We start from the raw sequence: 25291 nt of genomic DNA on the forward strand, positions 1-25291 counted from the left end.
AGGCCGTCCTGTGAGGCGGAGAAGGGAGTCGGTCCATGGCACGAGCTGTGCTCAATCAGGCTGACATCCAGCGGGCGCTGACCCGCATCTCGCACGAGATCCTCGAATCCAATCGCGGTTCGAACGACCTCGTCCTCCTCGGAATCCCGACGCGTGGCGTGATCCTCGCCCGCCGGATCGCCGAGACCATCGCCCGCATCGAGCCCGATGCCCCCGCGGCGCTCGCCGGGGCGCTCGACGTCACGATGTACCGCGACGATCTGGCGCACACCCGACTGCGCACCCCGTCGCCGACCGAGCTGCCGGCGGGCGGCATCGACGGCAAGACGGTCGTGCTCGTCGATGACGTGCTCTACTCCGGTCGCACCATCCGCGCCGCCTTCGACGCGCTCGCCGACTTCGGGCGCGCTCGCGCCGTGCGCCTCGCGGTGCTCGTCGACCGCGGTCATCGCGAGTTCCCGATCCGCGCCGATTTCGTCGGCAAGAACCTCCCGAGCTCGACACGCGAGCGCATCAACGTACGCCTTCAGGAGGTCGACGGCGACGATGCCGTGTCGATCGAGGATGCTCCGTCCGAGGGAGGCGCGCGATGAAACACCTCCTCGGCACCCGCGAGCTCGGCCGCGACGAGGCCATCGCACTTCTCGACATCGCGGAGGACATGGCCGCGGTGCAGGAGCGCGAGGTCAAGAAGCTCCCGACGCTCCGCGGCAAGACCGTCGTGAACCTCTTCTTCGAGGACTCGACGCGCACCCGCATCTCGTTCGAGGCCGCCGCGAAGCGCCTCTCGGCCGACGTCATCAATTTCAGCGCGAAAGGCTCGAGCGTGTCGAAGGGCGAGAGCCTGAAGGACACGGCGCAGACGCTGCAGGCGATGGGCGCCGACGGCGTCGTCATCCGCCACCACGCCTCGGGCGCCCCGCAGACGCTCGCGACGAGCGGCTGGATCGACGCCGGCGTCGTCAACGCGGGCGACGGCACCCACGAGCACCCCACGCAGGCGCTGCTCGACGCGTTCACGATCCGTCGGCGTCTGCACGGCGCGTCCTCCCGCGGCCGCGGGCTCGACGGGGTGCACGTCGTGATCGTCGGCGACATCCTGCATTCGCGCGTCGCACGCTCGAACGTGTGGCTGCTCACGACCCTCGGGGCCGAGGTCGAACTCGTCGCGCCGCCGACCCTCGTGCCCGTCGCGACCGGCGCCTGGCCCGCCCGAGTCGGCTACGACCTCGACGCGGCGCTTGCAGGCAACCCCGACGTCGTCATGATGCTCCGCATCCAGGCCGAGCGCATGCATGCGGCGTTCTTCCCGAACAGCCGTGAATACGCGCGCACGTGGGGGCTCGACGACGCCAGGTTCGACCGGCTGCCCCCGACTACGATGGTCATGCACCCCGGGCCCATGAACCGCGGGCTCGAGATCTCGGCCCGCGCGGCGGATTCGCCGCGGTCCACGGTGCGAGAACAGGTCGCGAACGGAGTTTCAGTGAGAATGGCCGCCCTCTACATGCTGCTGTCGGGCGAACGGGGTGAGAGCTGATGTCGATGCGTCACCTCATCATCGGCGCGACGCTCCCGAGCGGCGAGCGCGCCGACATCCTCATCGACGGCGGCATCATCGCCGAGGTCGGCAGCATCTCCGCCCCAGCCGGCGCGACGGTGCACGACGCCGACGGTCTCATCGCGCTGCCCGGCCTCGTCGACCTGCACACCCACCTCCGCGAGCCCGGCTACGAGCAGAGCGAGACCGTGCTCACCGGCACGCAGGCGGCCGCGGCCGGCGGATTCACGGCGGTGTTCGCGATGGCGAACACCTTCCCCGTCGCCGACACCGCAGGCGTCGTCGAGCAGGAGGCGAGCCTCGGCCGCTCCGCCGGGTACGCCACAGTTCAGCCGATCGGTGCGGTCACCGTCGGCCTCAAGGGCGCAGAGCTCGCGGAGCTCGGCGCGATGGCCCGCTCGCGCGCGAACGTTCGCGTCTTCAGCGACGACGGCTTCTGCGTCTCAGACCCGCTGCTCATGCGCCGCGCGCTCGAGTACGTGAAGGCCTTCGACGGCGTCATCGCACAACACGCGCAGGAGCCGCGCCTCACCGAGGGCGCGCAGATGAACGAGGGCGTGCTCTCGGGCGAGCTCGGTCTCGTCGGATGGCCCGCGGTCGCCGAGGAGTCGATCATCGCGCGCGACGTGCTGCTCGCCGAGCACGTCGGCAGCCGACTGCACGTCTGCCACGTCTCGACAGCCGGTTCGGTCGAGGTCATCCGCTGGGCGAAGGCCCGCGGCATCGACGTCACCGCCGAGGTCACCCCGCACCACCTGCTGCTCACCGAAGACCTCATCAGGGGTTACGACCCCCGATTCAAGGTCAACCCGCCGCTGCGCCGTGCCGAAGACACGCTGGCGCTGCGCGCGGCGCTCGCCGACGGCACGATCGACATCGTGGCCACCGACCACGCACCGCACCCGGTCGAGGCGAAGGAGAGCGAGTGGGATGCCGCGGCGAACGGCATGGTGGGGCTCGAATCGGCGCTCTCCGTGGTGCACGCCGCCGTGGTCGAGAACGGGCTGCTCGACTGGAGCGACGTCGCGCGCGTGCTCTCGGAGACGCCGGCGAGGATCGGCCGGCTGCGCGGCCAGGGCGAGGCGATCGCCGCAGGCGCCGCACCCGAGCTGACCCTCTACGACCCGAGCGCCTCCTCGGTGTTCGACCTCGATCGGCTCGCCGGCCGCAGCACCAACTCGCCCTACCTCGGCCGCACGCTGCCGGGGCGGGTCGTCGCGACCTTCCACGCCGGGTATGCGACCGTGATCGACGGACGGGTGCGCCCGAGCGAGGAGACCGCCGAGCTCGCGGCCGCCGCGAACGGGGGTATCCATGGATAAGTGGATCGGTGCGCTCATCGCGCTCGCCGTGCTCGCGGTGATCGCCTGGCTCATGCTGCGCTCGTGGCGCCGACGCGCGGTGCGCGACTCGGTGCTCTCGGCGTATCCGGTTCCCGCGGTGCGCGGCGAGATCGAGTTCGAATCCGAAGTGCTCTACGTCGCCACGACCCCCGCCGGCGAACCGCTCGAACGGCTCGCCGTGCAGGGCCTCGCGTTCCGCGGCGCCGGGCGAATCGAGGTGATGCGCGACGGCGTCGCACTCCGCATCGCCGGTGAACCGGTGAGCTTCATCCCCGCCGACCGGGTCGCCGGCGCGGCGACGGCGAGCTACGCGATCGACCGCGGTGTGGAGCCCGACGGGCTCATCGCCCTCAGCTGGATCGCCGCCACGAGCGACGAGACCGAGGCCACCGCGCCCCGTGTCGACAGCTACCTCCGAGCCCGGTATCCGGGCGACCAGGCCCGAATCCTCCGGGCCATCGACGACATCGCCGCGGCGCCAGCCGCACCGCGGCCGGAACAACACGAGAGTGAGGCCTCGGATGACTGAGACCACCACCCCCGCGAGCGAGCCGCTGGGCACGCCCGAGACCGCAGCGGCGACTGCCGGGGCGCCGGGCTTCGGCACGGGCGAACCCGCCGTACTCGTCCTCGAAGACGGAACGCGCTACGAGGGGCGCGCCTACGGTGCGCGCGGACGCACGACCGGCGAAGCCGTCTTCGCGACCGGTATGACGGGCTACCAGGAGACCCTCACCGACCCGTCGTACGCCGGGCAGATCGTCATGATGACCGCGCCCCACATCGGCAACACGGGCATGAACGACGAGGACGAGGAGTCGAACCGCATCTGGGTCGCCGGCTTCATCGTGCGCGACCCCTCGCGCGTGGTCTCGAACTTCCGGGCCCAGCGCAGCCTCGACGACGACCTCGTCGCCTCGGGCGTCGTCGGCATCTCGGGAATCGACACGCGCGCGCTCACGCGTCATCTCCGCTCGGCGGGCTCCATGCGCGCCGGAATCTTCTCGGGCGACGACGCAGCTCTGAGCTCGGGCGAGCAGCTCGCCGTCGTGCAGTCGGGCGAGCAGATGGCCGGGCAGAATCTCTCGAGCGCCGTCTCGACCGTCGAGTCCTATTCGCTGCCCGCGACGGGTGAGCGCATCGGCTCGGTGGCAGTGCTCGACCTCGGGGTCAAGACGTCGACGCTGAACTACCTCGCCGAGCGCGGCTTCGACGTGCAGGTGCTCCCGCAGACGACGACGGCCGAGGAGGTGCTCGCACTCCAGCCCGACGCGCTGTTCTTCTCGAACGGACCGGGCGACCCCGCGGCATCCGACCAGCACGTCGAGATCCTCCGCAGCGCGCTTCGCGCCGGTGTGCCCTACTTCGGCATCTGCTTCGGCAACCAGCTGCTCGGTCGCGCTCTCGGATTCGGCACCTACAAGTTGACCTTCGGGCATCGCGGCATCAACCAGCCCGTGCTCGACCGAGCCACCGGTCGCGTCGAGATCACGGCGCACAACCACGGTTTCGCCGTCGATGCGCCGACCGATCGGGTCAGCGAGTCGAGCGAGGGCTTCGGCCGCGTCGAGGTCAGCCACGTCGGCCTCAACGACAACGTCGTCGAGGGATTGAACTGCCTCGACATCCCCGCGTTCAGCGTGCAGTACCACCCCGAGTCGGCGGCCGGCCCGCACGACGCGAACTATCTCTTCGACCGGTTCCGCGACATGGTCATCGCGAGCAAGGAGAACGGCAACTAATGCCCAAGCGCGACGACATCAACTCCGTCCTCGTCATCGGCTCAGGCCCGATCGTCATCGGCCAGGCGGCCGAGTTCGACTACTCGGGCACGCAGGCCTGCCGAGTTCTCCGTGCCGAGGGGGTCCGCGTCATCCTCGTGAACCCGAACCCGGCCACGATCATGACCGACCCCGACTTCGCCGACGCGACCTACATCGAGCCGATCACCCCCGAGATCATCGAGAAGATCATCGAAAAGGAGCGCCCCGACGCGGTGCTGCCGACCCTCGGCGGGCAGACCGCGCTCAACGCGGCGATCGCGCTGCACGACGCGGGGATCCTCGAGAAGCACGGTGTCGAGCTCATCGGCGCCAAGGTCGACGCGATCCGCAAGGGCGAAGACCGCCAGCTCTTCAAGGAGCTCGTGGTCGAGTGCGGTGCCGAGGTCGCCCGCTCGCATATCGCGCACACGATGGACGAGGTGCTGGCCGCGGCCGAGGACCTCGGCTATCCGCTGGTCGTTCGTCCCTCGTTCACCATGGGCGGACTCGGCTCGGGCTTCGCGTACGACGAGACCGACCTCCGTCGCATCGCGGGCGCGGGCCTGCACGACTCGCCGACCACCGAGGTGCTCCTCGAGGAGTCCATCCTCGGCTGGAAGGAGTACGAGCTCGAACTCATGCGCGACACGCACGACAACACCGTCGTCGTGTGCTCGATCGAGAACGTCGACCCCGTCGGCGTGCACACGGGCGACTCGATCACCGTGGCGCCCGCGCTCACGCTGACCGACCGCGAGTTCCAGCGGCTCCGCGACATCGGCATCGACATCATCCGAGCGGTGGGCGTCGACACCGGCGGCTGCAACATCCAGTTCGCGATCGACCCGGCCGACGGCCGGATCATCGTCATCGAGATGAACCCGCGCGTCTCCCGCTCGAGCGCACTCGCCTCGAAGGCGACCGGATTCCCGATCGCGAAGATCGCCGCGAAGCTCGCCATCGGCTACCGCCTCGACGAGATCCCGAACGACATCACCCGGGTGACGCCCGCGAGCTTCGAGCCGACGCTCGACTACGTGGTCGTCAAGGTGCCGCGCTTCGCGTTCGAGAAGTTCCCGGCCGCCGACCCGACGCTCACGACGACCATGAAGTCGGTCGGCGAGGCGATGGCGATCGGCCGCAACTTCGCGACCGCGCTGCAGAAGGCGCTGCGGTCGCTCGAGAAGCGCGGTTCGTCGTTCCACTGGGGCGAGGAGGCGCGCACCGTCGAGGAGCTCCTCGAGCAGGCGAAGGTGCCGACCGACGGTCGCATCGTGCTCGTGCAGCAGGCGCTCCGCAAGGGCGCGACGATCGAGCAGGCCTTCGAGTCGACGAAGATCGACCCCTGGTTCCTCGACCAGATCGTGCTCATCAACGAGGTCGCGGCGCACGTCGCCGCGGCCGAGGCGCTCGACCACGACACGCTGCTGCTCGCGAAGGACCACGGCTTCTCGGACGCGCAGATCGCCGAGCTGCGAGGCTTCGGGAGCGAGGCCGACGCCCGCGAGGTGCGCCACATCCTCGGCATCCGCCCGGTGTACAAGACCGTCGACACCTGCGCGGGGGAGTTCCCCGCGCTCACGCCGTACCACTACTCGAGCTACGACCACGAGACCGAGGTCGCGCCGAGCGACCGCCGCAAGGTCGTCATCCTCGGTTCCGGCCCGAATCGCATCGGGCAGGGCGTCGAGTTCGACTACTCGTGCGTCCACGCGTCGTTCGCGCTCTCGGCCGCAGGGTTCGAGACGATCATGATCAACTGCAACCCCGAGACCGTCTCGACCGACTACGACACGAGCGACCGGCTCTACTTCGAGCCGCTCACCCTCGAAGACGTGCTCGAGGTCATCCATGCAGAGTCGCAGTCCGGCGAGCTCGTCGGCGTCGTCGTGCAGCTCGGCGGCCAGACGGCACTCGGGCTCGCGAAGGGCCTCGAGGCGGCCGGCGTGCCGATCCTCGGCACGACGCCCGAGGCGATCGACCTCGCCGAGGAGCGCGGCCTCTTCTCCGGCATCCTCGATGCTGCGGGGCTGCTCGCGCCGAAGAACGGCACCGCCGTCGACCTCGCCGGCGCCGCGCAGGTCGCCGAGGGCATCGGCTACCCGGTGCTCGTCCGCCCGAGCTACGTGCTCGGCGGTCGTGGCATGGAGATCATCTACGACACCGCCTCGCTCGTCGACTACTTCGCGCGCATCGAGGGCCAGGGCATCGTCGGACCGACCCACCCCCTGCTCGTCGACCGCTTCCTCGACGACGCGATCGAGATCGACGTCGACGCCCTCTACGACGGCACCGACCTCTACATCGGCGGCGTCATGGAGCACATCGAAGAGGCCGGCGTGCACTCGGGCGACTCGAGCTGCACCCTCCCGCCCGTCACCCTCGGCCGCGCCGAGGTCGACCGCGTGCGCGAGGCGACCCGTGCGATCGCCGAGGGGATCGGGGTGCGGGGCCTGCTCAACGTGCAGTTCGCGATCGGCGCGGGCGTGCTCTACGTGCTCGAGGCGAACCCGCGCGCCAGTCGCACGGTGCCGTTCGTCTCGAAGGCGCTCGGCATCCCGCTCGCGAAGGCCGCGAGCCGCATCATGGTGGGTGCGACGGTCGCCGAGCTCATCGCCGAGGGCCTGCTGCCCGCCTCCGACGGTTCGCGCGTGCCGCTCGACGCACCGGTGGCAGTGAAGGAGGCCGTGCTGCCCTTCCACCGCTTCCGCACCCGCGAGGGCATCATGGTCGACTCCGTGCTCGGCCCCGAGATGCGCTCGACCGGCGAGGTCATGGGCATCGACCGCGACTTCCCGCGGGCGTTCGCGAAGAGCCAGCTCGCCGCATACGGCGGCATGCCCGACACCGGCACCGTCTTCGTCTCGGTCTCCGACCGCGACAAGCGCGCGATCATCCTCCCGGTGCTGCGCCTGCAGCAGCTCGGCTACGAGATCACCGCGACCGAGGGCACCGCAGAGGTGCTCCGCCGCAACGGCATCCGTGCCCGCGAGGTGACGAAGTTCAGCGAGAAGCCGGACGACGACGCGATCTCGGTGGTCGAGCTCATCAACCGCGGCGAGGTCGACATCGTGGTGAACACGCCGAGCGGCCGTTCGGCACGGGCAGACGGCTATGAGATCCGCGCCGCCGCCGTCGCCGCCGACATCCCGCTGTTCACGACCATCGCCGAGCTCTCCGCCGCGGTCGCGTCGCTCGACGTGAACGGCGACGGCTTCGAGGTCACGAGCCTGCAGGACTACCAGGCGACGCGGGGGGCGTCCGCGTGAACGTCGAGGTCATCCCGTTCGGCGAGCGGCTCGCCGCGGTCGTCGCCGCCGACGGGCGGCTCTGCGTCGGCATCGACCCGCACGCCTCGCTGCTCGACTCGTGGGGGCTCGACGATTCGGCCGCCGGGGTACGCGAATTCGGCCTCCGCGTGATCGATGCGGCCGCCGGGCGCGCCGGAATCGTGAAGCCGCAGGTCGCGTTCTTCGAGCGGCACGGATCGGCCGGGTACGCCGCACTCGAGCGGGTGCTCGCCGAGGCACGCGACGCGGGGCTCCTCGTGATCGCCGATGTCAAGCGCGGCGACATCGGGTCGAGCGTCGATGCGTACGGCGAGGCGTGGCTGCGGCCCGGCTCCTCGCTCGAGGCCGATGCGATGACCATCAGCGCCTATCAGGGCCTCGGCTCGATCGAGTCGGTGATGCACTCCGCCGAGACGTCCGGCAAGGGCCTGTTCGTGCTCGCGGCGACCTCCAATCCCGAGGCGGCGGCCATTCAGCGGGCCGTGCTTCAGCAGTCGAGCCGAGCCGGTTCGACGGTCGCCGGAGCGATCACCGCGGGCGTCGTGGCGTGGAATCAGGGGCGGGCGGATGCCTCGACGCGCTCCCTCGGCTCCGTCGGCGTCGTCATCGGGGCGACCGTCGACCTGCGCGCGGCGGGTCTCGATCGCGACGGCGAGCCGCCCCGCCCGGGTCTGCCGGTCCTCGCGCCCGGCTTCGGTCACCAGGGCGGCGAACTCCGCGAGCTCCGTTCGATCTACGGTGCGTACAGCGCGGGCGTCATCGTCAGCGAGTCGCGTTCGCTGCTGGCGGCGGGCCCCGACGGTCTCGCCGACGCGGTCGCCCGCCGGGTCGACGAGGTCGGGAGCATCGATGTCTGAGTCACGCACCACCGCTTCGACCCCGCCAGACGTCGACCGCATCGCCGCATCGCGTGCGGCCGTCGCCGCGCGACGCGCGCGCGCGAACGTGAAGGCAGAGGTCGCCGCGGGTCGTCGGAGCCCGCTCGACGTGCTGCGCGCCGCATTCGAGGAGCCCGAGGGCGTCGAGGGGCGACTGCGGGTCACCGAGTTCCTCACCTCCATCCCCGCGATCGGTGCGACGAAGTCGACCCGGATCATGCAGGACCTCGAGATCTCGACCTCGAAGCGGCTCGGCGGTCTCGGGCGCCTGCAGCGCCGGCGCCTGCGCGAGTTCATCGCGGAGTGGGTCGCCGCGCACGGCGGAACCGGCGATCGGCTCGTCGTGCTCGCCGGCCCGACCGCGGTCGGCAAGGGATCGGTCGCGGGCCACATCCGCCAGCACCACCCCGAGGTCGAGCTCTCGGTGTCGGCGACGACACGGGCACCGCGTCCCGGCGAGGTCGAGGGCGAGAGCTACTACTTCGTCGACGACGCCGAGTTCGACCGCATGATCGAGGCGGGCGAGCTGCTCGAGTGGGCGACCGTGCACAACGCCTCGCGTTACGGAACCCCTCGCGGTCCGGTCGAAGCGGCGATCGCCGCTGGACACAGCGTGCTTCTCGAGATCGACATCCAGGGCGCCCGTTCGGTGCGCCGCGCGATGCCCGATGCGACCCTGGTCTTCCTCCTCCCGCCGACGTGGGACGAGCTCGTCCGGCGCCTCGTCGGGCGGGGCACCGAGACCGCCGCCGAACAGCAGCGCCGGCTCGAGACCGCGAAGGTCGAACTGGCCGCGGTCGACGAGTTCGATCACCAGGTCGTGAACCACGAAGTCGGCGAGGCGGCCCAGAAGGTCGTAGACTTGATGAGACCTCGCAAGGGTCGTCGTTGAGCCGTCGCGGTTCGGGCGCCCTCGCCACGAGCTTTCGCGCGCTCGGCGCACACCCACGAAACAAGGAGTCACTCCATGGCTGAGAAGCTTTCCGGCATAATCGATCCGCCCATCGACGACCTGCTCTCGAAGGTCGACTCGAAGTACCAGCTGGTCATCTTCGCCTCCAAGCGGGCCCGCCAGATCAACGACTACTACGCAGACCTCCACGAGGGCAGCTTGTTCGACAACGTCGGCCCGCTCGTCGACTCGTCGATCGACGACAAGCCGCTGTCCGTGGCCATGCACGAGATCAACGAGGACAAGCTGCGGCTCCGCCCCCTGGCCGAGTGATCCCGGGGGCCGCATGACCCTCAAGATCGTCGTCGGCATCACCGGCGGCATCGCGGCGTACAAGGCCGTCGGCGTCGTTCGCGCGTTCGTGCTCGCCGGTCATGACGTGCACGTGATCCCGACCGAGGGTGCGCTGCGCTTCGTCGGTCGGCCCACCCTCGAGGCGATCTCGCGCAATCCGGTGCACTCCGATCTGTACGAGGGCGTCGCCGAGGTCCGCCACGTCGCGATGGGCCAGGCGGCCGACCTCATCGTGATCGCGCCGGCGACGGCGAACTCGATCGCGAAACTCGCGGCAGGCCTCGCCGACGACCTGCTCGGCAACAGCATCCTCGCGAGCGAGGCGCCCGTGGTCATCGCCCCGGCGATGCACACCGAGATGTGGCGCCACCCCGCGACGCAGGCGAACGTCGCGACCCTGGTGGCCCGCGGCGTCACCGTCGTCGGCCCCGCCGTGGGCCAGCTCACGGGCGCAGACCGCGGCCCCGGCCGCATGGAGGAGCCCGACGTCATCGTTGCGGCGGCACTCGCGGTCGCGGCATCCGATGCGTCGGCGAACCAGGATCTCGCGGGTCGCCGTCTCGTCGTCACCGCGGGCGGCACGCGCGAACCGCTCGACCCCGTGCGCTTCCTCGGCAACCGCTCGAGCGGCAAACAGGGCGTCGCGATCGCCGAGGCGGCCCGCGCGCGAGGCGCCGAGGTGACTCTCGTCGCCGCAAACCTCGAGGTCGGCGAACCCGCGGGCTGCGACCTCCGACGCGTCTCGAGCGCGCTCGAGCTCCAGGCCGCGGTCACCGAGGCCGCCCGCGGTGCCGACGCGGTGATCATGGCCGCAGCCGTCGCCGACTACCGGCCCGCGAGCATCAGCGAGCAGAAGATCAAGAAGGACGGCACGGGTGACGGGTTGACGCTCGAACTCGTCCGCAACCCCGACATCCTCGCCGGCCTCGGGCATGCCCCGCACGACGGTACCCTCCTCGTCGGCTTCGCCGCCGAGACAGAGCCCGACGACGAGCGGCTGCTCGAGCTCGGGCGCGCCAAGCGCCGCGCGAAGGGCGCCGACGTGCTCGTCGTCAATCGCGTCGGCTGGAACGAGGGCTTCGCGAGCGAGGAGAACACGGTGGTCATCCTGGGCGATGACGACGAGATCGTCACACGGCTTCACGGAACGAAACGGTCGGTGGCCGGTGCCATCCTCGACGTGGTTGTCTCGAAGTTCGCGCATACCGCCGAAGACCGCACCACGAAAGAAGCCGACCCCGCATGAGCGCACTCCGCCTGTTCACCTCCGAGTCCGTGACCGAAGGCCACCCCGACAAGATCTGCGACCAGATCTCGGACTCGATCCTCGACGCACTGCTCGCCGTCGATCCGAACAGCCGGGTGGCCGTCGAGACGCTCGTGACGACGGGGCTCGTTCACGTGGCCGGAGAGGTCACGACCTCGGGCTACGTCGAGATCCCGGCGATCGTGCGCGAGCGGGTCACCTCGATCGGCTACGACTCGTCCGACGTGTGGTTCGACGGCCGTTCGTGCGGCGTCTCGGTCTCGATCGGCGGCCAGTCGCCCGACATCGCCCAGGGTGTCGACCACGCCTTCGAGGCGCGCGAGCGCGCCAGCGACGACGCCCTCGATCGCCAGGGCGCGGGCGACCAGGGCATCATGTTCGGCTACGCGACACGTGAGACGCCCGAGCTCATGCCGGTGCCGATCTGGCTCGCGCACCGCCTCGCCGAGCGACTCGCGCACGTGCGCAGGGCGGGCGAACTCGACTACCTGCGTCCCGACGGCAAGACCCAGGTGACCGTGGGCTACGACGGGCCGACGCCCAAGACGATCGAGACCGTGGTGCTTTCGACGCAGCATTCGCCGGCCGTCTCGACCGATCAGCTGCGGGCCGAAGTCGAAGAGCTCGTCATCCGTCCGGTACTCGACCAGGTCGAGCTCGCACGGCCCGAACTCGCGGTGCTCATCAACCCGACCGGCCGTTTCGAGATCGGCGGCCCGCAGGGCGACGCCGGCCTCACCGGCCGCAAGATCATCATCGACACCTACGGCGGCGCGAGTCGGCACGGCGGTGGGGCGTTCAGCGGAAAGGACCCGTCGAAGGTCGACCGCTCGGCGGCCTACGCGATGCGCTGGGTCGCGAAGAACGCGGTGGCCGCCGGTCTCGCCGACCGGCTCGAACTGCAGGTCGCGTACGCCATCGGCAAAGCGGCGCCCGTCGGCCTGTACGTCGAGACCTTCGGCACCGGGGTGCTGCCCGACGACGAGATCATCGGTGCCATCCGCGAGGTGTTCGACCTGCGTCCGGCCGCGATCATCCGCGACCTCGACCTGCTGCGACCGATCTACGCGCAGACCGCGAGCTACGGCCATTTCGGGCGCGAGCTGCCCGATTTCACCTGGGAGCGCCTCGACCGCGTCGCCGACCTCCGCTCCGCCGCCGGGCTCTGACGTGGCGGCCGGCCCGGTCGCCAGGGTGCTCGTCGATTCGCCGCTGCCGCAACTCGACCAGCTGTTCGACTACCGCGTGCCCGAACGCCTCGTCAACGAGGCGAAGCCCGGCGTCCGGGTGCGGGTGCCGCTTCGTTCGGGCGGCCGCATCGCCGACGGTTGGCTGGTCGAGCTCGCGGAGTCGAGCGAGTACGAGGGGCGGCTGGCCGAGCTCGACCTCGTGGTCTCCGAGGTGCCGCTCCTCGCACCCGAGGTGTGGGCGCTCGCCCGGGCGGTCGCCGACCGCGCGGCGGGCAACGCGAGCGATGTCCTGCGTCTCGCGATCCCGAGCCGGTACGTGCGGGTCGAGCGGGCGTGGCGGGCCGCCGAGCCCGACCCGGGCGGGCTTCCCGCTGCGACGGCCGTCACCGGCTACGAGGCGGGGGTCGTCGAGATGGGCATCGCGGGCGGCGAACGGATGGCCCTCGCCGCCGACCCGAGGCCGATCAAGCTGCCGTCGGGGGAGTGGGTCGGGGCCTGGGCGGTCACGCTCGCCGAGGCGGCGGCGGCCACGCTCGCGGCCGACCGCTCGAGCCTCCTCGTGGTGCCCGACTACCGCGACCAGGAGCAGCTGCAGGCGTCCCTCGCCGAGATCGTCGACCCTCGCCGGGTACTGCGCACCGATGCGCGTCAGACGGGGGGTGCCCGGTTCCGCTCGTTCCTCGACGCGGCTGGCGACGCTGCCCGCATCGTCATCGGCAACCGCTCGACGGTGTACGCGCCGGCGGCGAGACTCGGCCTCATCGCCCTCTGGGACGACGGCGACGCCCTCATGAACGAGCCGCTGAGCCCGGGCGCGCATCCGCGCGACGTTGCCCTGATCCGTCAGGAGCAGTCCGGTGCGGCGCTGCTCTTCCTGGGGCACGGCCGGAGCGTCGAGGTCGAGCGACTCGTCGAGATCGGCTGGGTGCGGCCGGTCGCCCCCCTTCGCCACGTGCGCCCGCGCGTCATCCCGACCGAGCAGCAGGCGGCGCCCGAGCCGGGTTCGGCGCGCATCCCGTCGGCGGCGTGGCGTCAGGCGCAGGAGGCCGTGCAACAGGGCCCGGTGCTCGTGCAGGTCGCGCGCCCCGGACACACGCCGATGCTCTCGTGCGATCGCTGTCGTGAGCCGGCGCGGTGCGCGGCCTGCGGGGGCGTCCTCGCGGTGCCGCGGGCCGGCGGCGCACCCCGCTGCACGCTCTGCGGCACGAGCGCCGCGAACTGGCGGTGCGCGGTGTGCGAGGCGACGAAGCTGCGCGCGGTGACGGTCGGCGCGAGCCGCACCGCCGAAGAGCTCGGCCGGGCGTTCCCGCGGGCTCGGGTGATCCTCTCCGACGGTGAGCGGACGGTGCTGCGCGTGGGCGCCGAACCCGCGCTCGTGGTCGCGACACGCGGTGCGGAACCCGTCGCGGACGGCGGCTACCGCGCGGTGCTGCTCCTCGACGGCGAGCGGATGCTGCTGCGCGAGTCTCTGCGAGTCGCGGAGGACTGCCTCCGCTGGTGGTCGAACGCGGCCGCACTCGCGGCACCGGGCGCGCCGGTCTACCTCGTCGGCGTCGCGGGTGCGCTCGCGCAGGCGCTCGCGGGTTGGCGGCAGCTCGAATGGGCCGGCACCGAGCTCGCCGCCCGGCGGGCGCTCCGGTTCCCGCCTGCGGTTCGGGTGGCGAGCGTCGTCGCTCAGCACGCCGGGGTCGAGCGCGCGATCGCGGCGGCGACGGCCGCGGCGCCCGGGGTCGACGTGCTCGGGCCCGCCCCGGTCGACGACGAGCTCGAGCGCGCGATCGTGCGGTTCGACTACGGTGCCGGTGCGGCGGTGGCGCGGGCGCTGCGCGCGGAGATGATCCGGGTCGCGACCGAGCGACGCCGTCCCGTCGCGGGGCGTCGCCCGCAGCGTCCGCGCGTGCTGCGCGTGCGCGCCGACGACCCCGAGGTGCCGTGAGTCGTCCAGGTCGTACCGCCGCGATCGTCCGCGCGACGGACTTCGCTCCTCCGCACGGACGATTCCGGCTCCGAAGGCTCGGACGCGGTGCCCGGGCGTGGCTACGGTGACCACATGACACGTGATCGACTGATGAGCCGCCTCCCGCAGTTCGCGTTCCCCGTCGTGGGCATCGTCTACGTCGCGCTCTGGTGCGTGGCCGAGACCGGTCGAGGGCGTACGCTCCCGCCGATGGCGCCGCCGCCCGACTGGGCGATCTTCGCGGGTTTCGGCGGGGCGATCGCGCTCGCCGGTCGCTTTCCTCGATCGGCCTCCCTCGTCGCGATCGGTATGACCGCGGTGGCCGCGTTCGTTCCGGCGTTCCGGTTGTTCGGCTCCGAGTGGGCGGTGTTCATCGCCGTGCCGATCGTCGGCGCGGCGGTCGCGTCGGCACCGCACAGACGCGCATGGTCGGCCGTGTTCACGGTGGTCTCGATCGTGCTGGTCGACTGCTGGATCGTACTGGCGGGCATGAACGAGGGGTTCTTCATGCTCCCCACCGGGTTCTGGCCCTCGCTCGCCTACACCCTGCTGAACCCGTTCGCGATCGCTGCGGCGCTCGTGATGGCGGCGGCGTGGGCGCTCGGCTGGGCGCTCGGCCTCGTGCGCACCCGGTACGCGGAACGCCTCGCCGCAGCCCGGCAGGGGGCCGAGCTCCGGGAGGCCGAACTCGAACTCGCGACGGCGCTCGAGCACGAACGGTTCGCACGCGAGATCCATGACGTGGTCGCGCACTCGCTCGCCGGCATCGTCGCACAGGCCGACGGCGCCCGATACGCGTCCGACGACCGGCGCGTGGCGGGCGCGGCACTCGACGCGATCGCCGAACGCGGGCGGGGCGCACTGGTCGAGGTGCGGCGCCTCCTCGATTCACTCGGAGATCCTGCCGGATCGGACATGCCGGGCCTCGATCGGCTGGGCGAACTCGTCGACGGTGCCCGCTCGTCCGGCCTCGACGTCGCGGTCGGCGAGCACGGCGAGCGCGTCGCTCTCGCGCCGGCCCAGTCGCGGGCCATGTATCGGATCGTTCAGGAGAGCCTCACGAACGCCGTGCGTCACGGCGCGCGGGGCGAGCCGACGCGCCTCGCCCTCGTATGGCAGTCGAACGGCGTGGGCTTCGAGATCGTCTCGCCGCGACGCGGCGACCAGGTCGAGAGCCCGCAAGGGCGGGGCATCGTCGGCATGCGCGAGCGGGCGCGATCGGCGGGTGGATGGCTCGGTGTCGACGCCGACGACCGCCGGGGCTTCGTGGTCGCCGGCTTCCTTCCCGCCCAGCCCGCCGCCGTATCGCCGACCGCCGAGCTCGAGCCGGCCTCCACGCCCGTCGAGGCGAGTGAAGGGGCCGAAGAGTGACCGTCCGGGTGGCCATCGCCGACGACGAACGGCTGTTCTGCTCGGGACTCGGGATGCTCGTCGACTCGCAGGGCGACCTCGAGTTCACCGGCGCTGCGCATCGCGGCGACGAGGTGGAGCGTCTCATCGAGTCGGCGCGGCCCGATGTGCTGCTGATGGACGTCCGGATGCCCGGACTCGACGGCATCACCGCGACGGAGGCGCTGCTCGCGGTCGCGGGCGATCGTCCTCGGGTCATCGTGCTGACGACGCATCGCGGTGAGGTCGCCGTGCAGCGGGCGCTGCGTGCCGGCGCGCGCGGCTTCTTGATGAAGGACACCACGCCGGAGCTGCTCCTCGCCGCGATCCGCGCGGTGCACGACGGCGGCACCGTCGTGGCGCCGGCGGAGCCGACGAGCCTCGTTCGCGACATCCCGGCCGAACGGCCGCGCGACGAGGCCGCCATCGCAGCGCTGTCGCGTCGGGAGCGCGAGGTCTACCTCCTCGCGGCACGCGGGTACTCGAACGCCGAGATCGCCGCGCTCGCGTTCATCTCCGAGACGACGGTGAAGAGTCACATCTCGTCGGTGCTCGCGAAGCTCGGGCTCGCCTCTCGGCTGCGGCTCGTGGCGCACGCGTGGGAGCACGGTCTGCTCGGCTGAGCGCGATCCGGAAGAATGGTCCGGTGACCTCTCTGCGCCTCGTCTTCGCCGGAACACCCGCCGCCGCTGTCCCGAGTCTCGAACGGCTCGCCGGCGAGGGCCTGCACGAGGTGGTCGGTGCGGTGACGCGGCCGGATGCGCCGCTCGGGCGCAAGCGCGTGCTGACCCCGTCGCCCGTCGCCGCCGCAGCCGAGGTGCATGGTCTGCCGATCGTGAAGGCGGCCCGTCTCGACGCGGAGGCGACGGCCCGGATCGAGGCGCTTCGCCCCGATCTCGGGGTGATCGTCGCGTACGGCGGGCTCGTCCGCGAGCCGCTGCTCTCGTTGCCGCGCCTCGGCTGGATCAATCTGCACTTCTCGGTGCTGCCCGCCTGGCGCGGCGCCGCGCCCGTGCAGCACGCGATCATCGCCGGCGACGCCGAGCTCGGGGCCTCGGTCTTCCAGCTCGTCCCCGAGCTCGATGCGGGTGACGTGTTCGCCGTGCGCAGTTGGCCGAACGATGAGGGCCTGACTGCCGGCGCCGCCCTCGAGGTGCTTGCGGAGCGCGGTGCCGAACTCCTCGCCGAAGTGGTCGACGGGCTCGCGGCGGGCACGGCGCGCGCGGTGCCGCAGTACGGTGAGGCGAGTCTCGCCCCCAAACTCACGATCGACGACGGCCGGATCGACTGGCATCGCGGCGAGCGCGAGGTGCTCGCACGGTTCCGTGGCGTGACGCCCGAACCGGGCGCGTGGACGACGGTCGGCGGCGAGCGGCTGAAGGTGCTCGAGGCGCGCCCGGTCGTCTCCGCCGACCCCGTCGAGCCGCTCCCCGCGGGTGAGCTCCGCCCCGAGCGGCGCCGGGTGCTCGCCGGCACCGCCGACGTTCCGATCGAGCTCGTCCGGGTGCAGCCGGCGGGCAGGGGCGCGATGGCCGCCGCCGACTGGGGCCGCGGGCTCGCCGAGGGGCTTCGTACGCTCGAGTAGCGCCGCTCGCGGCCGTGCGGCCGTGCGGCCGGGCGGCCTGCGCCCCGAGGCCCGCGCGCGCGGCACGACGCGTACAGTTGACGGGTGCAGCAGCAACGCCCCGCCCGTCGGCCCGCCCGCGACCGCGACGCCCGGCGACCCCGCCAGGTGCGGGTGTCGCCGCCCCGCATCGTCGCCTACGAGGTGCTCGATGCGGTGCGCACCGACGAGGCGTACGCGAATCTGCTGCTGCCCAAGCGCATCGAGCGCTCGAAGCTCAGCGAGGCCGACGCGGCGCTCGCGACCGAGCTGACCTACGGCACGCTGCGCATGCAGGGCTTCTACGACGCGGTCATCGAGTTGGCCGCGGGCAGGCCCGCCGACCGCATCGACCCGCCGGTGCTCGACATCCTGCGGCTCGGCGTGCATCAGCTGCTCTCGACGCGGGTGCCGACGCACGCCGCGGTCAACGAGCAGGTCGTGCTCGCGAAGCGCATCGCCCCGGCCGCGAGCGGCTTCGTGAACGGCGTGCTCCGCACGGTCTCCCGCTCGAGTCTCGAATCGTGGCGCGACGAGCTCGCCGCCGAACTGCCGAGCGACGACGCCCGGCTCGCCGCGCTGGCGTCCCACCCCGAGTGGATCGTCCGGGCGCTCCGCTCGGCGCTCGTGAAGGAGGGGCGCGGTGACGAGCTCGAGGCGCTGCTCGACGCCGACAACGCGGCGCCCCGGGTGAACCTCGCGGTGCTGCCCGGCCTCGGCGATGAGACGCCGGCCGAGCTCGGTGAGCCGAACCGCTTCTCGCCGATCGGCGCCACCGCGCCGAACCCGATCGCACTCGTCGCCGCCCACGAGGGTCGCGTCCGCGTGCAGGACGAAGGATCGCAGCTCGCCGCCCTCGCGCTCTCTCGCGCGGGCGGCGTCGCCCCGGGCGAGCGCTGGCTCGACCTCTGCGCGGGTCCCGGCGGCAAGACGGCCGTGCTCGCCGCCGAGGCGCTCGCGAACGATGCGACCCTCGTCGCGAACGAGCTCGTCCCTGCGCGCGCCGAGCTCGTGCGCCGGGCGATCGCGGGCGTTCCCCTCGAGGTGCACGTCGCCGTCGGCGACGGTCGCGAGACGGATGCCTCGGCACTCGGCTCGTCGGGCGGATTCGACCGGATCCTCCTCGACGCGCCCTGCACCGGGCTCGGCGCACTGCGACGGCGCCCCGAGGCGCGCTGGCGCAAGCAGCCGGCCGACGTCCCCGAGCTCACGCAGCTCCAGGGCGAACTCTTCGACCACGCCGTGCGGCTGCTCGCTCCGGGTGGGGTGCTCGCCTACGTCACGTGCTCGCCGCACACGGCCGAGACGCACGGCACCCTCGCGGCGGCCCTCCGCCGCTGGAAGGGCGAGCTCGAGCAGCTCGACACGCGGGCCGTCGTGCAATCGGTGGTGCGCGAGCCGCTCGACCTCGCCGGGGTGTCCGAGACGGTGCAGCTGTGGCCGCACCGGCACGGCACCGACGCGATGTTCATCGCGCTCGTGCGCCGCCGCGCCGCCTGAGCGCGCGGCGGGCGCCGCGGCATCCCCGCTCGATAGGCTTCGAGCCATGACGACGCGCATCAACCCGAGCATCCTCGCCGCCGACTTCGCGAACATCGAGCACGAGCTGGCCCGCATCGCGACGGCTGACCTGGTGCACGTCGACGTCATGGACAACCACTTCGTGCCGAACCTCACCTTCGGCCCGCAGATGGTGGAGCGCATCCGGGCGACGAGCCCCATCCCGCTCGACGTGCACCTCATGATCGACGACCCCGATCGGTGGGCGCCAGGCTACGCCGAACTCGGCGCCGAGAGTGTGACGTTCCATGTCGAAGCCGCAGCCGACCCCGTCGCGCTCGCGCGACGTCTGCGCGAGATCGGTTCCCGGGCCGGCATCGGACTGAAGCCCGGCACCGACGCCGAGCCGTTCCTCGAGGTGCTGCACGAGTTCGACCAGGTGCTCGTGATGACCGTCGAGCCGGGCTTCGGCGGTCAGTCGTTCATGCCCGAGACCATGCCGAAGCTGCGGCGCGTCGCCGACGCCGTGCGAGCCCGGGGGCTCGACGTCTGGTTGCAGGTCGACGGCGGCGTCACGGTCGGCACGATCGGCATCGCCGCCGAGGCGGGCGCCGACACGTTCGTCGCAGGCTCCGCCGTGTTCCGCGGCGTCCCCGAGGAGCAGATCGCCGCGCTGCGGGCGGCCGCGTCGGCGCACCCCCACGCACACGGGTAGCCTAGAGAGCGTGAAGACCTTCGACGAACTCTTCGTCGAGCTGCGCGACAAGGCCCGTACCCGACCTGAGGGTTCCGGCACCGTGCGCGAGCTCGACGCGGGTGTGCACGCCATCGGCAAGAAGATCGTCGAGGAGGCGGCCGAGGTCTGGATGGCCGCCGAGTACCAGAGCGACGCCGAGACGGCAGAGGAGATCTCGCAGCTGCTCTACCACGTGCAGGTGCTCATGCTCGCGAAGGGGCTCTCGCCGGCCGACGTGTACCGACATCTCTGATCCCGCCCGAGGCCCGTCAGACCCGTCGACACGAAAGTACCGAAATGCTCCGAATCGCCGTGCCCAACAAGGGCTCGCTCGCCGAAACCGCCGCGCAGATGCTGTGGGAGGCCGGGTACACCGGTCGCCGCGACCCGCGCGAGCTGCACACCGCCGACCCGCGGAACGGGGTCGAGTTCTTCTATCTCCGCCCCCGCGACATCGCCACCTACGTGGGTTCGGGCGCGCTCGACGTCGGCATCACGGGTCGCGACCTGCTGCTCGATTCCGGCTCGGATGCCACGGAGATCGCTCCGCTCGGATTCGGCGACTCGACCTTCCGCTTCGCCGGGCCGGCCGACACGTTCGCCGAGCTCTCGGACCTCGAGGGCGTGCGCGTCGCGACGAGCTACCCGGGACTCGTGGGCGCCTTTCTCGAGCGGCAGGGCGTCACCCCGGCGAAGCTCGTGAAGCTCGACGGCGCCGTCGAGTCGGCGGTGCGGCTCGGCGTGGCCGATGCCGTCGCCGACGTGGTGTCGACCGGAGCGACGCTCCGTGCGGCGGGGCTCGGGATCTTCGGCCCGGTCATCCTCGATTCCACCGCCGTGCTGATCGGCTCGGGCGTCGACAAGCCCGGCGCCGCGACCCTGCTGCGGCGCCTCCAGGGCGTCCTCGTCGCTCGCCAGTACGTGCTGCTCGACTACGACGTCCCGGTGGCGCACCTCGAGCGCGCGACCGGTGCGGCGCCCGGCTTCGAGTCGCCGACGGTGTCGCCGCTGCACGACCCCGAGTGGGTCGCCGTGCGCGTCATGATCCCGCGGGTCGACATGAACCACGTGATGGACGAGCTGTACGAGATCGGTGCCCGGGCCATCCTGGTGTCCGCGATCCACGCGGCGCGGTTGTGAGGCGGCGCGCATGAGCCTCGCCGTCCGGGTCATCCCGTGCCTCGACGTCGCCGAAGGGCGCGTCGTCAAGGGCGTCAACTTCCAGAATCTCCGCGACGCGGGCGACCCCGTCGAGCTGGCGGCCCGCTACGCAGCGCAGGGCGCCGACGAGCTCACCTTCCTCGACGTGACGGCGACGGTCGACGAGCGCTCGACGACCTACGAGATGGTGCAGCGCGTCGCCGAGCAGGTGTTCATCCCGCTGACCGTGGGCGGGGGCGTGCGCTCGACCGACGACGTCGCACGCCTGCTCGGCCACGGCGCCGACAAGATCGGCGTGAACAGCGCCGCGATCGCGCGCCCCGAACTCATCGCCGAGATCGCCGACCGTTTCGGCGCGCAGGTCTGCGTGCTCTCGCTCGACGTCAAGCGCTCGGAGCGCACCGCATCGGGCTTCGTCGTGACGACCCACGGCGGCCGTACCGAGACCGAGCTCGACGCCCTCGACTGGGCCCGGCGGGCGATCGGGCTCGGCGCGGGCGAACTCCTCGTGAACTCGATCGACGCCGACGGTACGAAGGCCGGGTTCGACCTCGAACTCACCGGCCTCATGCACGAGCTCTCGACCGTGCCGGTGATCGCCTCGGGCGGCGCCGGGCGAGTGGCCGACTTCGCGCCGGTGATCGCAGCCGGAGCCGATGCGGTGCTCGCAGCGAGCGTCTTCCACAACGGCGAGGTGACGATCGGCGAGGTCAAACGAGCGCTCGCCCTCGACGGAAGGATCGTCCGATGAGCGGGTTCTCGACGGTCGATCAGGCGCTCCAACGTGCGGTGTTCAACGAGCAGGGGCTGCTGCCCGCCGTCATCCAGCAATGGGACACGGGCGAGATGCTCATGCTCGGCTGGATGGACCGCGAGGCGCTGCGCCGCACCCTCACCGAGGGCCGGGTCACGTTCTGGTCGCGTTCGCGCAGGGAATACTGGCGCAAGGGCGACACCTCGGGGCACGCCCAGTACGTGCGCGAGGCCGCCCTCGACTGCGACGCCGATACCCTGCTGGTGAAGGTCGAGCAGATCGGCGCCGCCTGTCACACGGGCGACCGCACCTGCTTCGACGGCGACCCCGTCGAGGTCGTCGTCGGCCACCCGCCGGGCGACTGAAACGCCCGATCGACCGCACGCCGACCAGCACGCCCGTCAACGGGCACCGCGACGAGGAGACACGATGACCGCCACGACGACGTTCGAGGAGTTCAGCGCGCTCCTCGCCGGCCGGCGGGTCGTGCCCGTCGTGCGCGAACTCTTCGCCGACGGCGAGACACCCGTGGGCATCTACCGGAAGCTCGCACAGGGCCGCCCCGGCACGTTCCTCCTCGAGTCGGCCGAGCAGGGCGGCATCTGGTCGCGCTACTCCTTCGTCGGGGTGTCGTCGTACGGCGTGCTCACCGAGCACGCCGACCGGGTCGTCTGGCAGGACTACGGGCTCTCGGCCGAACGGGCGCTCGGCGAGGCATCCGCCCTGCCGCCGCTCGCGGCGCTCGAAGCGCTGTTCGAGCGATGGCGGACCGAGGACGTGCCGGGCGCCCCGCCGCTCACGGGCGGCCTCGTGGGGTTCATCGGCTGGGAGGCGGTTCGCCAGATCGAGCACCTGCCCGACCGGCCGCCGGCCGAGTCGTCGGTGCCGGGGCAGGCGTTCTCGTTCGTCGCCGAGCTCGTCGTGATGGATCATCGCACGGGCACGGTGCAGCTCATCGCTTCGGCGCTGAACGATACCGACGCCCCGGTCGACGAGCTCTGGCGCGATGCGCAGGAGCGTCTCGACCGGATGCAGGGCGGGCTCGCGGAGCCCGCCGAGGCGTGGCTCGCCGAGATCGATCTCGACCGCCGTGCGAACCCGACCCATCGCACCGACGAGGCCGGTTTCCTGGCGGCGGTCGAGCGCTCGAAGGGCTTCATCCGAGACGGCGACGTGTTCCAGGTGGTCATCTCCCAGCGGTTCGAGCACGAGGCGACGGCGCCCGCGATCGACGTCTACCGGGTGCTGCGCAGCCTCAACCCGAGCCCGTACATGTACTTCGTGCACCTCGGCGACCCCGAAGGGAACCCGTACTGGATCGTCGGCTCATCGCCCGAGGCCCTCGTGAAAGTGCAGGACGGCCGCGTGTTCACCCACCCCATCGCGGGGTCCAAGCCGCGCGGCGCGACCCCCGAGGAGGACGCCGATCTCGAGTCCGACCTCATCGCCGATCCCAAGGAGCAGGCCGAGCACCTCATGCTCGTCGACCTCGCCCGGAACGACCTCGCGAAGGTGTGCACCGCCGGTTCGGTCGAGGTGACCGAGTTCATGCGGGTCGAGCGCTTCAGCCACATCATGCATCTCGTCTCCTCGGTGGAGGGCGACCTCGTGCCGGGCACCAATGCCATCGAGGTCTTCCGGGCGACCTTCCCGGCGGGCACGTTGTCGGGGGCACCGAAGCCCCGGGCGCTCGAGATCATCGACGAGCTCGAGCCCGCCCAGCGGGGACTCTACGGGGGAGTGGTGGGCTACTTCGGCTTCGGCGGGGACGCCGATCTCGCGATCGCGATCCGCACCGCGACCATCTCGGGCGGCGTCGCCCGGGTGCAGGCCGGCGCCGGGCTCGTCGCCGACTCCGATCCGGCCAGCGAATTCGAGGAATCCCGCAACAAGGCCGCGGCGCCGCTGCGCGCCGTCGCGGTCGCGAACGCGATGCGGCGGGTCGGCTCGTGAGCGGCGCCCGCATGAAGCTGCCCGCGATCGTCCTCACGATCCTCGGCGCCGGGCTCGGGCTGCTCGCGTGGAGCCAGACGTGGTTCGACCTCGTCCTCGCGAGTGGCGCCGGCGCCCACGTCAGCGCCGAGGTGATCGCGGTGCCGGGCAGCGTCGCCTCGCCGGCGATCGCCGCACTGTCGCTCGCCGGCCTCGCCCTCGCGGCCGCACTCGCGCTGGCGGGCCCCGGCATCAGGGTCGTGCTCGGCGTGCTCGAGGTGCTGCTCGGCGGATGCCTCGTGCTCGCCGCCGCGCTCTCGCTCGGCGACCCGGTGGGCTCGGTCTCCGCGTCGGTGACCGAGGCGACCGGTGTCGCGGGCTCGGCGCCGACCGAAGAACTCGTCGGCACCGCGGTCGCGACGCTCTGGCCGACCGTCGCGATCGTCGCGGGCGTCGTCGTCGTCGTCGCAGGACTCGTGGTGCTCGTCACGGGTACGCGCTGGCCGGCATCGACCCGTCGCTACCGCAGCGGCCTCGAGCCCGTGGACGGCGGCAGCGTCGCAGCCGGTGATGCCTCGGAGGCGTCCGAGCGTGCCGCATCCGACCGCGCGATCGACGATTGGGACGAGCTCAGCCGCGGCGACGACCCGACCGATGACACGAACGACCCCGATCCGAACCGCTAGACTTGCGGGCGAAACCCCGCACGAAGGAGCAACATGAGCACTGAGACCGCAGACCCCGGCCACGGACACTCGCCCGCGGCGTGGACCGCCGTCACCATCATGCTCGTCGCGTTCGTGGTCGGCACGGTCGCCTTCTTCTTCGACGCGCAGTGGCTCGTCTGGGCGTCGGCCGGTCTCCTCGTCGTCGGTCTGCTCGTCGGCTGGGTGCTCACCCGCGTCGGCTACGGCGTCGGCGGCTCGAAGGTCGCTGAAAAGGCGCACTAGGTGCTGGCCGAACTGACGGCGAACGCGGTCGCCGATGCGGTCGCACGCCGTGAGAGCCGCCCGCTCGCCGAGGTCGAGGCCGCAGCGCTCGCCCGCCCGGCCGCGCTCGACGCGCTCGAGGCGCTGCGCCCAGCGACCCACGTCAAGGTGATCGCCGAGATCAAGCGCTCGAGCCCCTCGCGCGGCTCCCTCGCGACGATCGCCGACCCGGCGGCGCTCGCCCGCAGCTACGAGCTCGGCGGTGCGAGTGCGATCAGCGTGCTCACCGAGGGGCGCAAGTTCGGCGGCTCGCTCGCCGATCTCGAGTCCGTGCGCGCCGCGGTCGCCCTTCCGGTGCTCCGCAAAGACTTCATCGCAACGCCGTATCAGGTGTTCGAGGCCAGGGCCGCGGGCGCCGACCTCGTGCTCCTCATCGTCGCCGCGCTCGACGATGCGACCCTGCGCGAGCTCTTCGACCTCATCGTCTCGCTCGGCATGACCCCGCTCGTCGAGACCCATTCGGCCGAGGAGCTCGACCGGGCCGCGGCCCTCGGTGCACGGCTGATCGGCGTGAACGCCCGCGACCTCTCGAGCTTCGAGCTCGATCGCGACCTCTTCGGGCGTCTCGCCGATCGCTTCCCCGAGGGTGCGATCCGGGTGGCCGAGTCGGCGGTGCTCTCGCCCGCCGATGTCGCGCACTACCGGGCGTCGGGTGCCGACGTCGTGCTCGTCGGCGAGGCGCTCGTCACGGGCGACCCGATTGCCAACCTCTCAGCTTTCCTGGCGGTGTGA

At 71.8% G+C, this 25291-nt stretch carries 25 protein-coding genes; all 25 read left to right on the top strand.

Annotated features, from left to right (window positions below; translation table 11 throughout):
* Positions 1-35 precede the first annotated feature (35 nt).
* Positions 36-593 carry a bifunctional pyr operon transcriptional regulator/uracil phosphoribosyltransferase PyrR gene (gene pyrR, locus H516_RS0101715; RefSeq protein WP_022887998.1) on the top strand — a complete coding sequence of 186 codons (558 nt, stop codon included), beginning with the start codon at positions 36-38 and terminating at the stop codon, positions 591-593.
* Entirely contained in the window at positions 590-1540 is a 951-nt protein-coding gene (locus tag H516_RS0101720; protein ID WP_022887999.1) for an aspartate carbamoyltransferase catalytic subunit, read from the top strand. Before pyrR ends, H516_RS0101720 begins: the two co-directional genes overlap by 4 nt.
* Complete coding sequence (locus H516_RS17695; RefSeq protein ID WP_022888000.1) at positions 1540-2883, top strand: dihydroorotase; 1344 nt, start codon at positions 1540-1542, stop codon at positions 2881-2883. The genes H516_RS0101720 and H516_RS17695 overlap by 1 nt, the downstream gene beginning before the upstream one ends.
* The gene (locus H516_RS17700; protein ID WP_022888001.1) at positions 2876-3433 is read left to right on the top strand and encodes a PH-like domain-containing protein; all 558 of its coding nucleotides are present in this window, start codon (positions 2876-2878) and stop codon (positions 3431-3433) included. The genes H516_RS17695 and H516_RS17700 overlap by 8 nt, the downstream gene beginning before the upstream one ends.
* Entirely contained in the window at positions 3426-4646 is a 1221-nt protein-coding gene (carA, locus tag H516_RS17705; RefSeq protein WP_022888002.1) for a glutamine-hydrolyzing carbamoyl-phosphate synthase small subunit, read from the top strand. Before H516_RS17700 ends, carA begins: the two co-directional genes overlap by 8 nt.
* Entirely contained in the window at positions 4646-7936 is a 3291-nt protein-coding gene (gene carB, locus H516_RS0101740; RefSeq protein ID WP_022888003.1) for a carbamoyl-phosphate synthase large subunit, read from the top strand. Before carA ends, carB begins: the two co-directional genes overlap by 1 nt.
* Complete coding sequence (gene pyrF / locus H516_RS0101745) at positions 7933-8814, top strand: orotidine-5'-phosphate decarboxylase (protein WP_022888004.1); 882 nt, start codon at positions 7933-7935, stop codon at positions 8812-8814. Before carB ends, pyrF begins: the two co-directional genes overlap by 4 nt.
* Positions 8807-9727 carry a guanylate kinase gene (gene gmk, locus H516_RS0101750; RefSeq protein WP_022888005.1) on the top strand — a complete coding sequence of 307 codons (921 nt, stop codon included), beginning with the start codon at positions 8807-8809 and terminating at the stop codon, positions 9725-9727. The genes pyrF and gmk overlap by 8 nt, the downstream gene beginning before the upstream one ends.
* A gap of 75 nt (positions 9728-9802) precedes the next feature.
* Complete coding sequence (gene rpoZ, locus H516_RS0101755) at positions 9803-10060, top strand: DNA-directed RNA polymerase subunit omega (RefSeq protein ID WP_022888006.1); 258 nt, start codon at positions 9803-9805, stop codon at positions 10058-10060.
* Between the two features lie 13 nt (positions 10061-10073).
* Positions 10074-11327 carry a bifunctional phosphopantothenoylcysteine decarboxylase/phosphopantothenate--cysteine ligase CoaBC gene (gene coaBC, locus H516_RS17710; protein ID WP_022888007.1) on the top strand — a complete coding sequence of 418 codons (1254 nt, stop codon included), beginning with the start codon at positions 10074-10076 and terminating at the stop codon, positions 11325-11327.
* Positions 11324-12517 carry a methionine adenosyltransferase gene (gene metK / locus H516_RS0101765; protein ID WP_022888008.1) on the top strand — a complete coding sequence of 398 codons (1194 nt, stop codon included), beginning with the start codon at positions 11324-11326 and terminating at the stop codon, positions 12515-12517. The genes coaBC and metK overlap by 4 nt, the downstream gene beginning before the upstream one ends.
* Position 12518: 1 nt before the next feature.
* Complete coding sequence (locus H516_RS0101770; protein WP_022888009.1) at positions 12519-14474, top strand: primosomal protein N' family DNA-binding protein; 1956 nt, start codon at positions 12519-12521, stop codon at positions 14472-14474.
* Between the two features lie 114 nt (positions 14475-14588).
* Positions 14589-15866 (top strand): sensor histidine kinase, encoded by a 1278-nt coding sequence (locus H516_RS21075; RefSeq protein ID WP_157432109.1) that lies wholly within the window; start codon positions 14589-14591, stop codon positions 15864-15866.
* On the top strand, positions 15863-16507 hold the full coding sequence (locus tag H516_RS0101780) for a response regulator (protein WP_022888011.1): 645 nt from the start codon (positions 15863-15865) through the stop codon (positions 16505-16507). Before H516_RS21075 ends, H516_RS0101780 begins: the two co-directional genes overlap by 4 nt.
* A gap of 32 nt (positions 16508-16539) precedes the next feature.
* A complete protein-coding gene (gene fmt, locus H516_RS0101785; protein WP_026378301.1) occupies positions 16540-17469 on the top strand; it encodes a methionyl-tRNA formyltransferase in 930 nt (309 codons plus the stop codon).
* Positions 17470-17622: 153 nt separating this feature from the next.
* Positions 17623-18987, top strand: a complete 1365-nt coding sequence (locus H516_RS0101790) for an RsmB/NOP family class I SAM-dependent RNA methyltransferase (protein WP_026378302.1) — start codon at positions 17623-17625, stop codon at positions 18985-18987.
* Between the two features lie 46 nt (positions 18988-19033).
* Positions 19034-19702 carry a ribulose-phosphate 3-epimerase gene (rpe, locus tag H516_RS0101795; RefSeq protein WP_022888014.1) on the top strand — a complete coding sequence of 223 codons (669 nt, stop codon included), beginning with the start codon at positions 19034-19036 and terminating at the stop codon, positions 19700-19702.
* A 10-nt stretch (positions 19703-19712) separates the two neighbouring features.
* Entirely contained in the window at positions 19713-19976 is a 264-nt protein-coding gene (locus H516_RS0101800; protein ID WP_022888015.1) for a phosphoribosyl-ATP diphosphatase, read from the top strand.
* A gap of 44 nt (positions 19977-20020) precedes the next feature.
* On the top strand, positions 20021-20863 hold the full coding sequence (gene hisG / locus H516_RS0101805; protein WP_022888016.1) for an ATP phosphoribosyltransferase: 843 nt from the start codon (positions 20021-20023) through the stop codon (positions 20861-20863).
* Positions 20864-20873: 10 nt separating this feature from the next.
* Positions 20874-21635, top strand: coding sequence for an imidazole glycerol phosphate synthase subunit HisF (hisF, locus tag H516_RS0101810; protein ID WP_022888017.1), 762 nt, complete (start codon positions 20874-20876; stop codon positions 21633-21635).
* Entirely contained in the window at positions 21632-22003 is a 372-nt protein-coding gene (hisI, locus tag H516_RS0101815; protein ID WP_022888018.1) for a phosphoribosyl-AMP cyclohydrolase, read from the top strand. Before hisF ends, hisI begins: the two co-directional genes overlap by 4 nt.
* Before the next feature lie 64 nt (positions 22004-22067).
* Positions 22068-23591, top strand: a complete 1524-nt coding sequence (locus tag H516_RS0101820; protein ID WP_022888019.1) for an anthranilate synthase component I — start codon at positions 22068-22070, stop codon at positions 23589-23591.
* On the top strand, positions 23588-24256 hold the full coding sequence (locus H516_RS0101825) for a Trp biosynthesis-associated membrane protein (protein WP_022888020.1): 669 nt from the start codon (positions 23588-23590) through the stop codon (positions 24254-24256). The genes H516_RS0101820 and H516_RS0101825 overlap by 4 nt, the downstream gene beginning before the upstream one ends.
* A 33-nt stretch (positions 24257-24289) precedes the next feature.
* The gene (locus H516_RS0101830) at positions 24290-24520 is read left to right on the top strand and encodes a DUF6704 family protein (RefSeq protein WP_022888021.1); all 231 of its coding nucleotides are present in this window, start codon (positions 24290-24292) and stop codon (positions 24518-24520) included.
* Complete coding sequence (gene trpC, locus H516_RS0101835; RefSeq protein ID WP_022888022.1) at positions 24521-25291, top strand: indole-3-glycerol phosphate synthase TrpC; 771 nt, start codon at positions 24521-24523, stop codon at positions 25289-25291.

The sequence above is a fragment of the Agromyces italicus DSM 16388 genome (assembly GCF_000421545.1).
In the GTDB taxonomy this organism is placed as follows: domain Bacteria; phylum Actinomycetota; class Actinomycetes; order Actinomycetales; family Microbacteriaceae; genus Agromyces; species Agromyces italicus.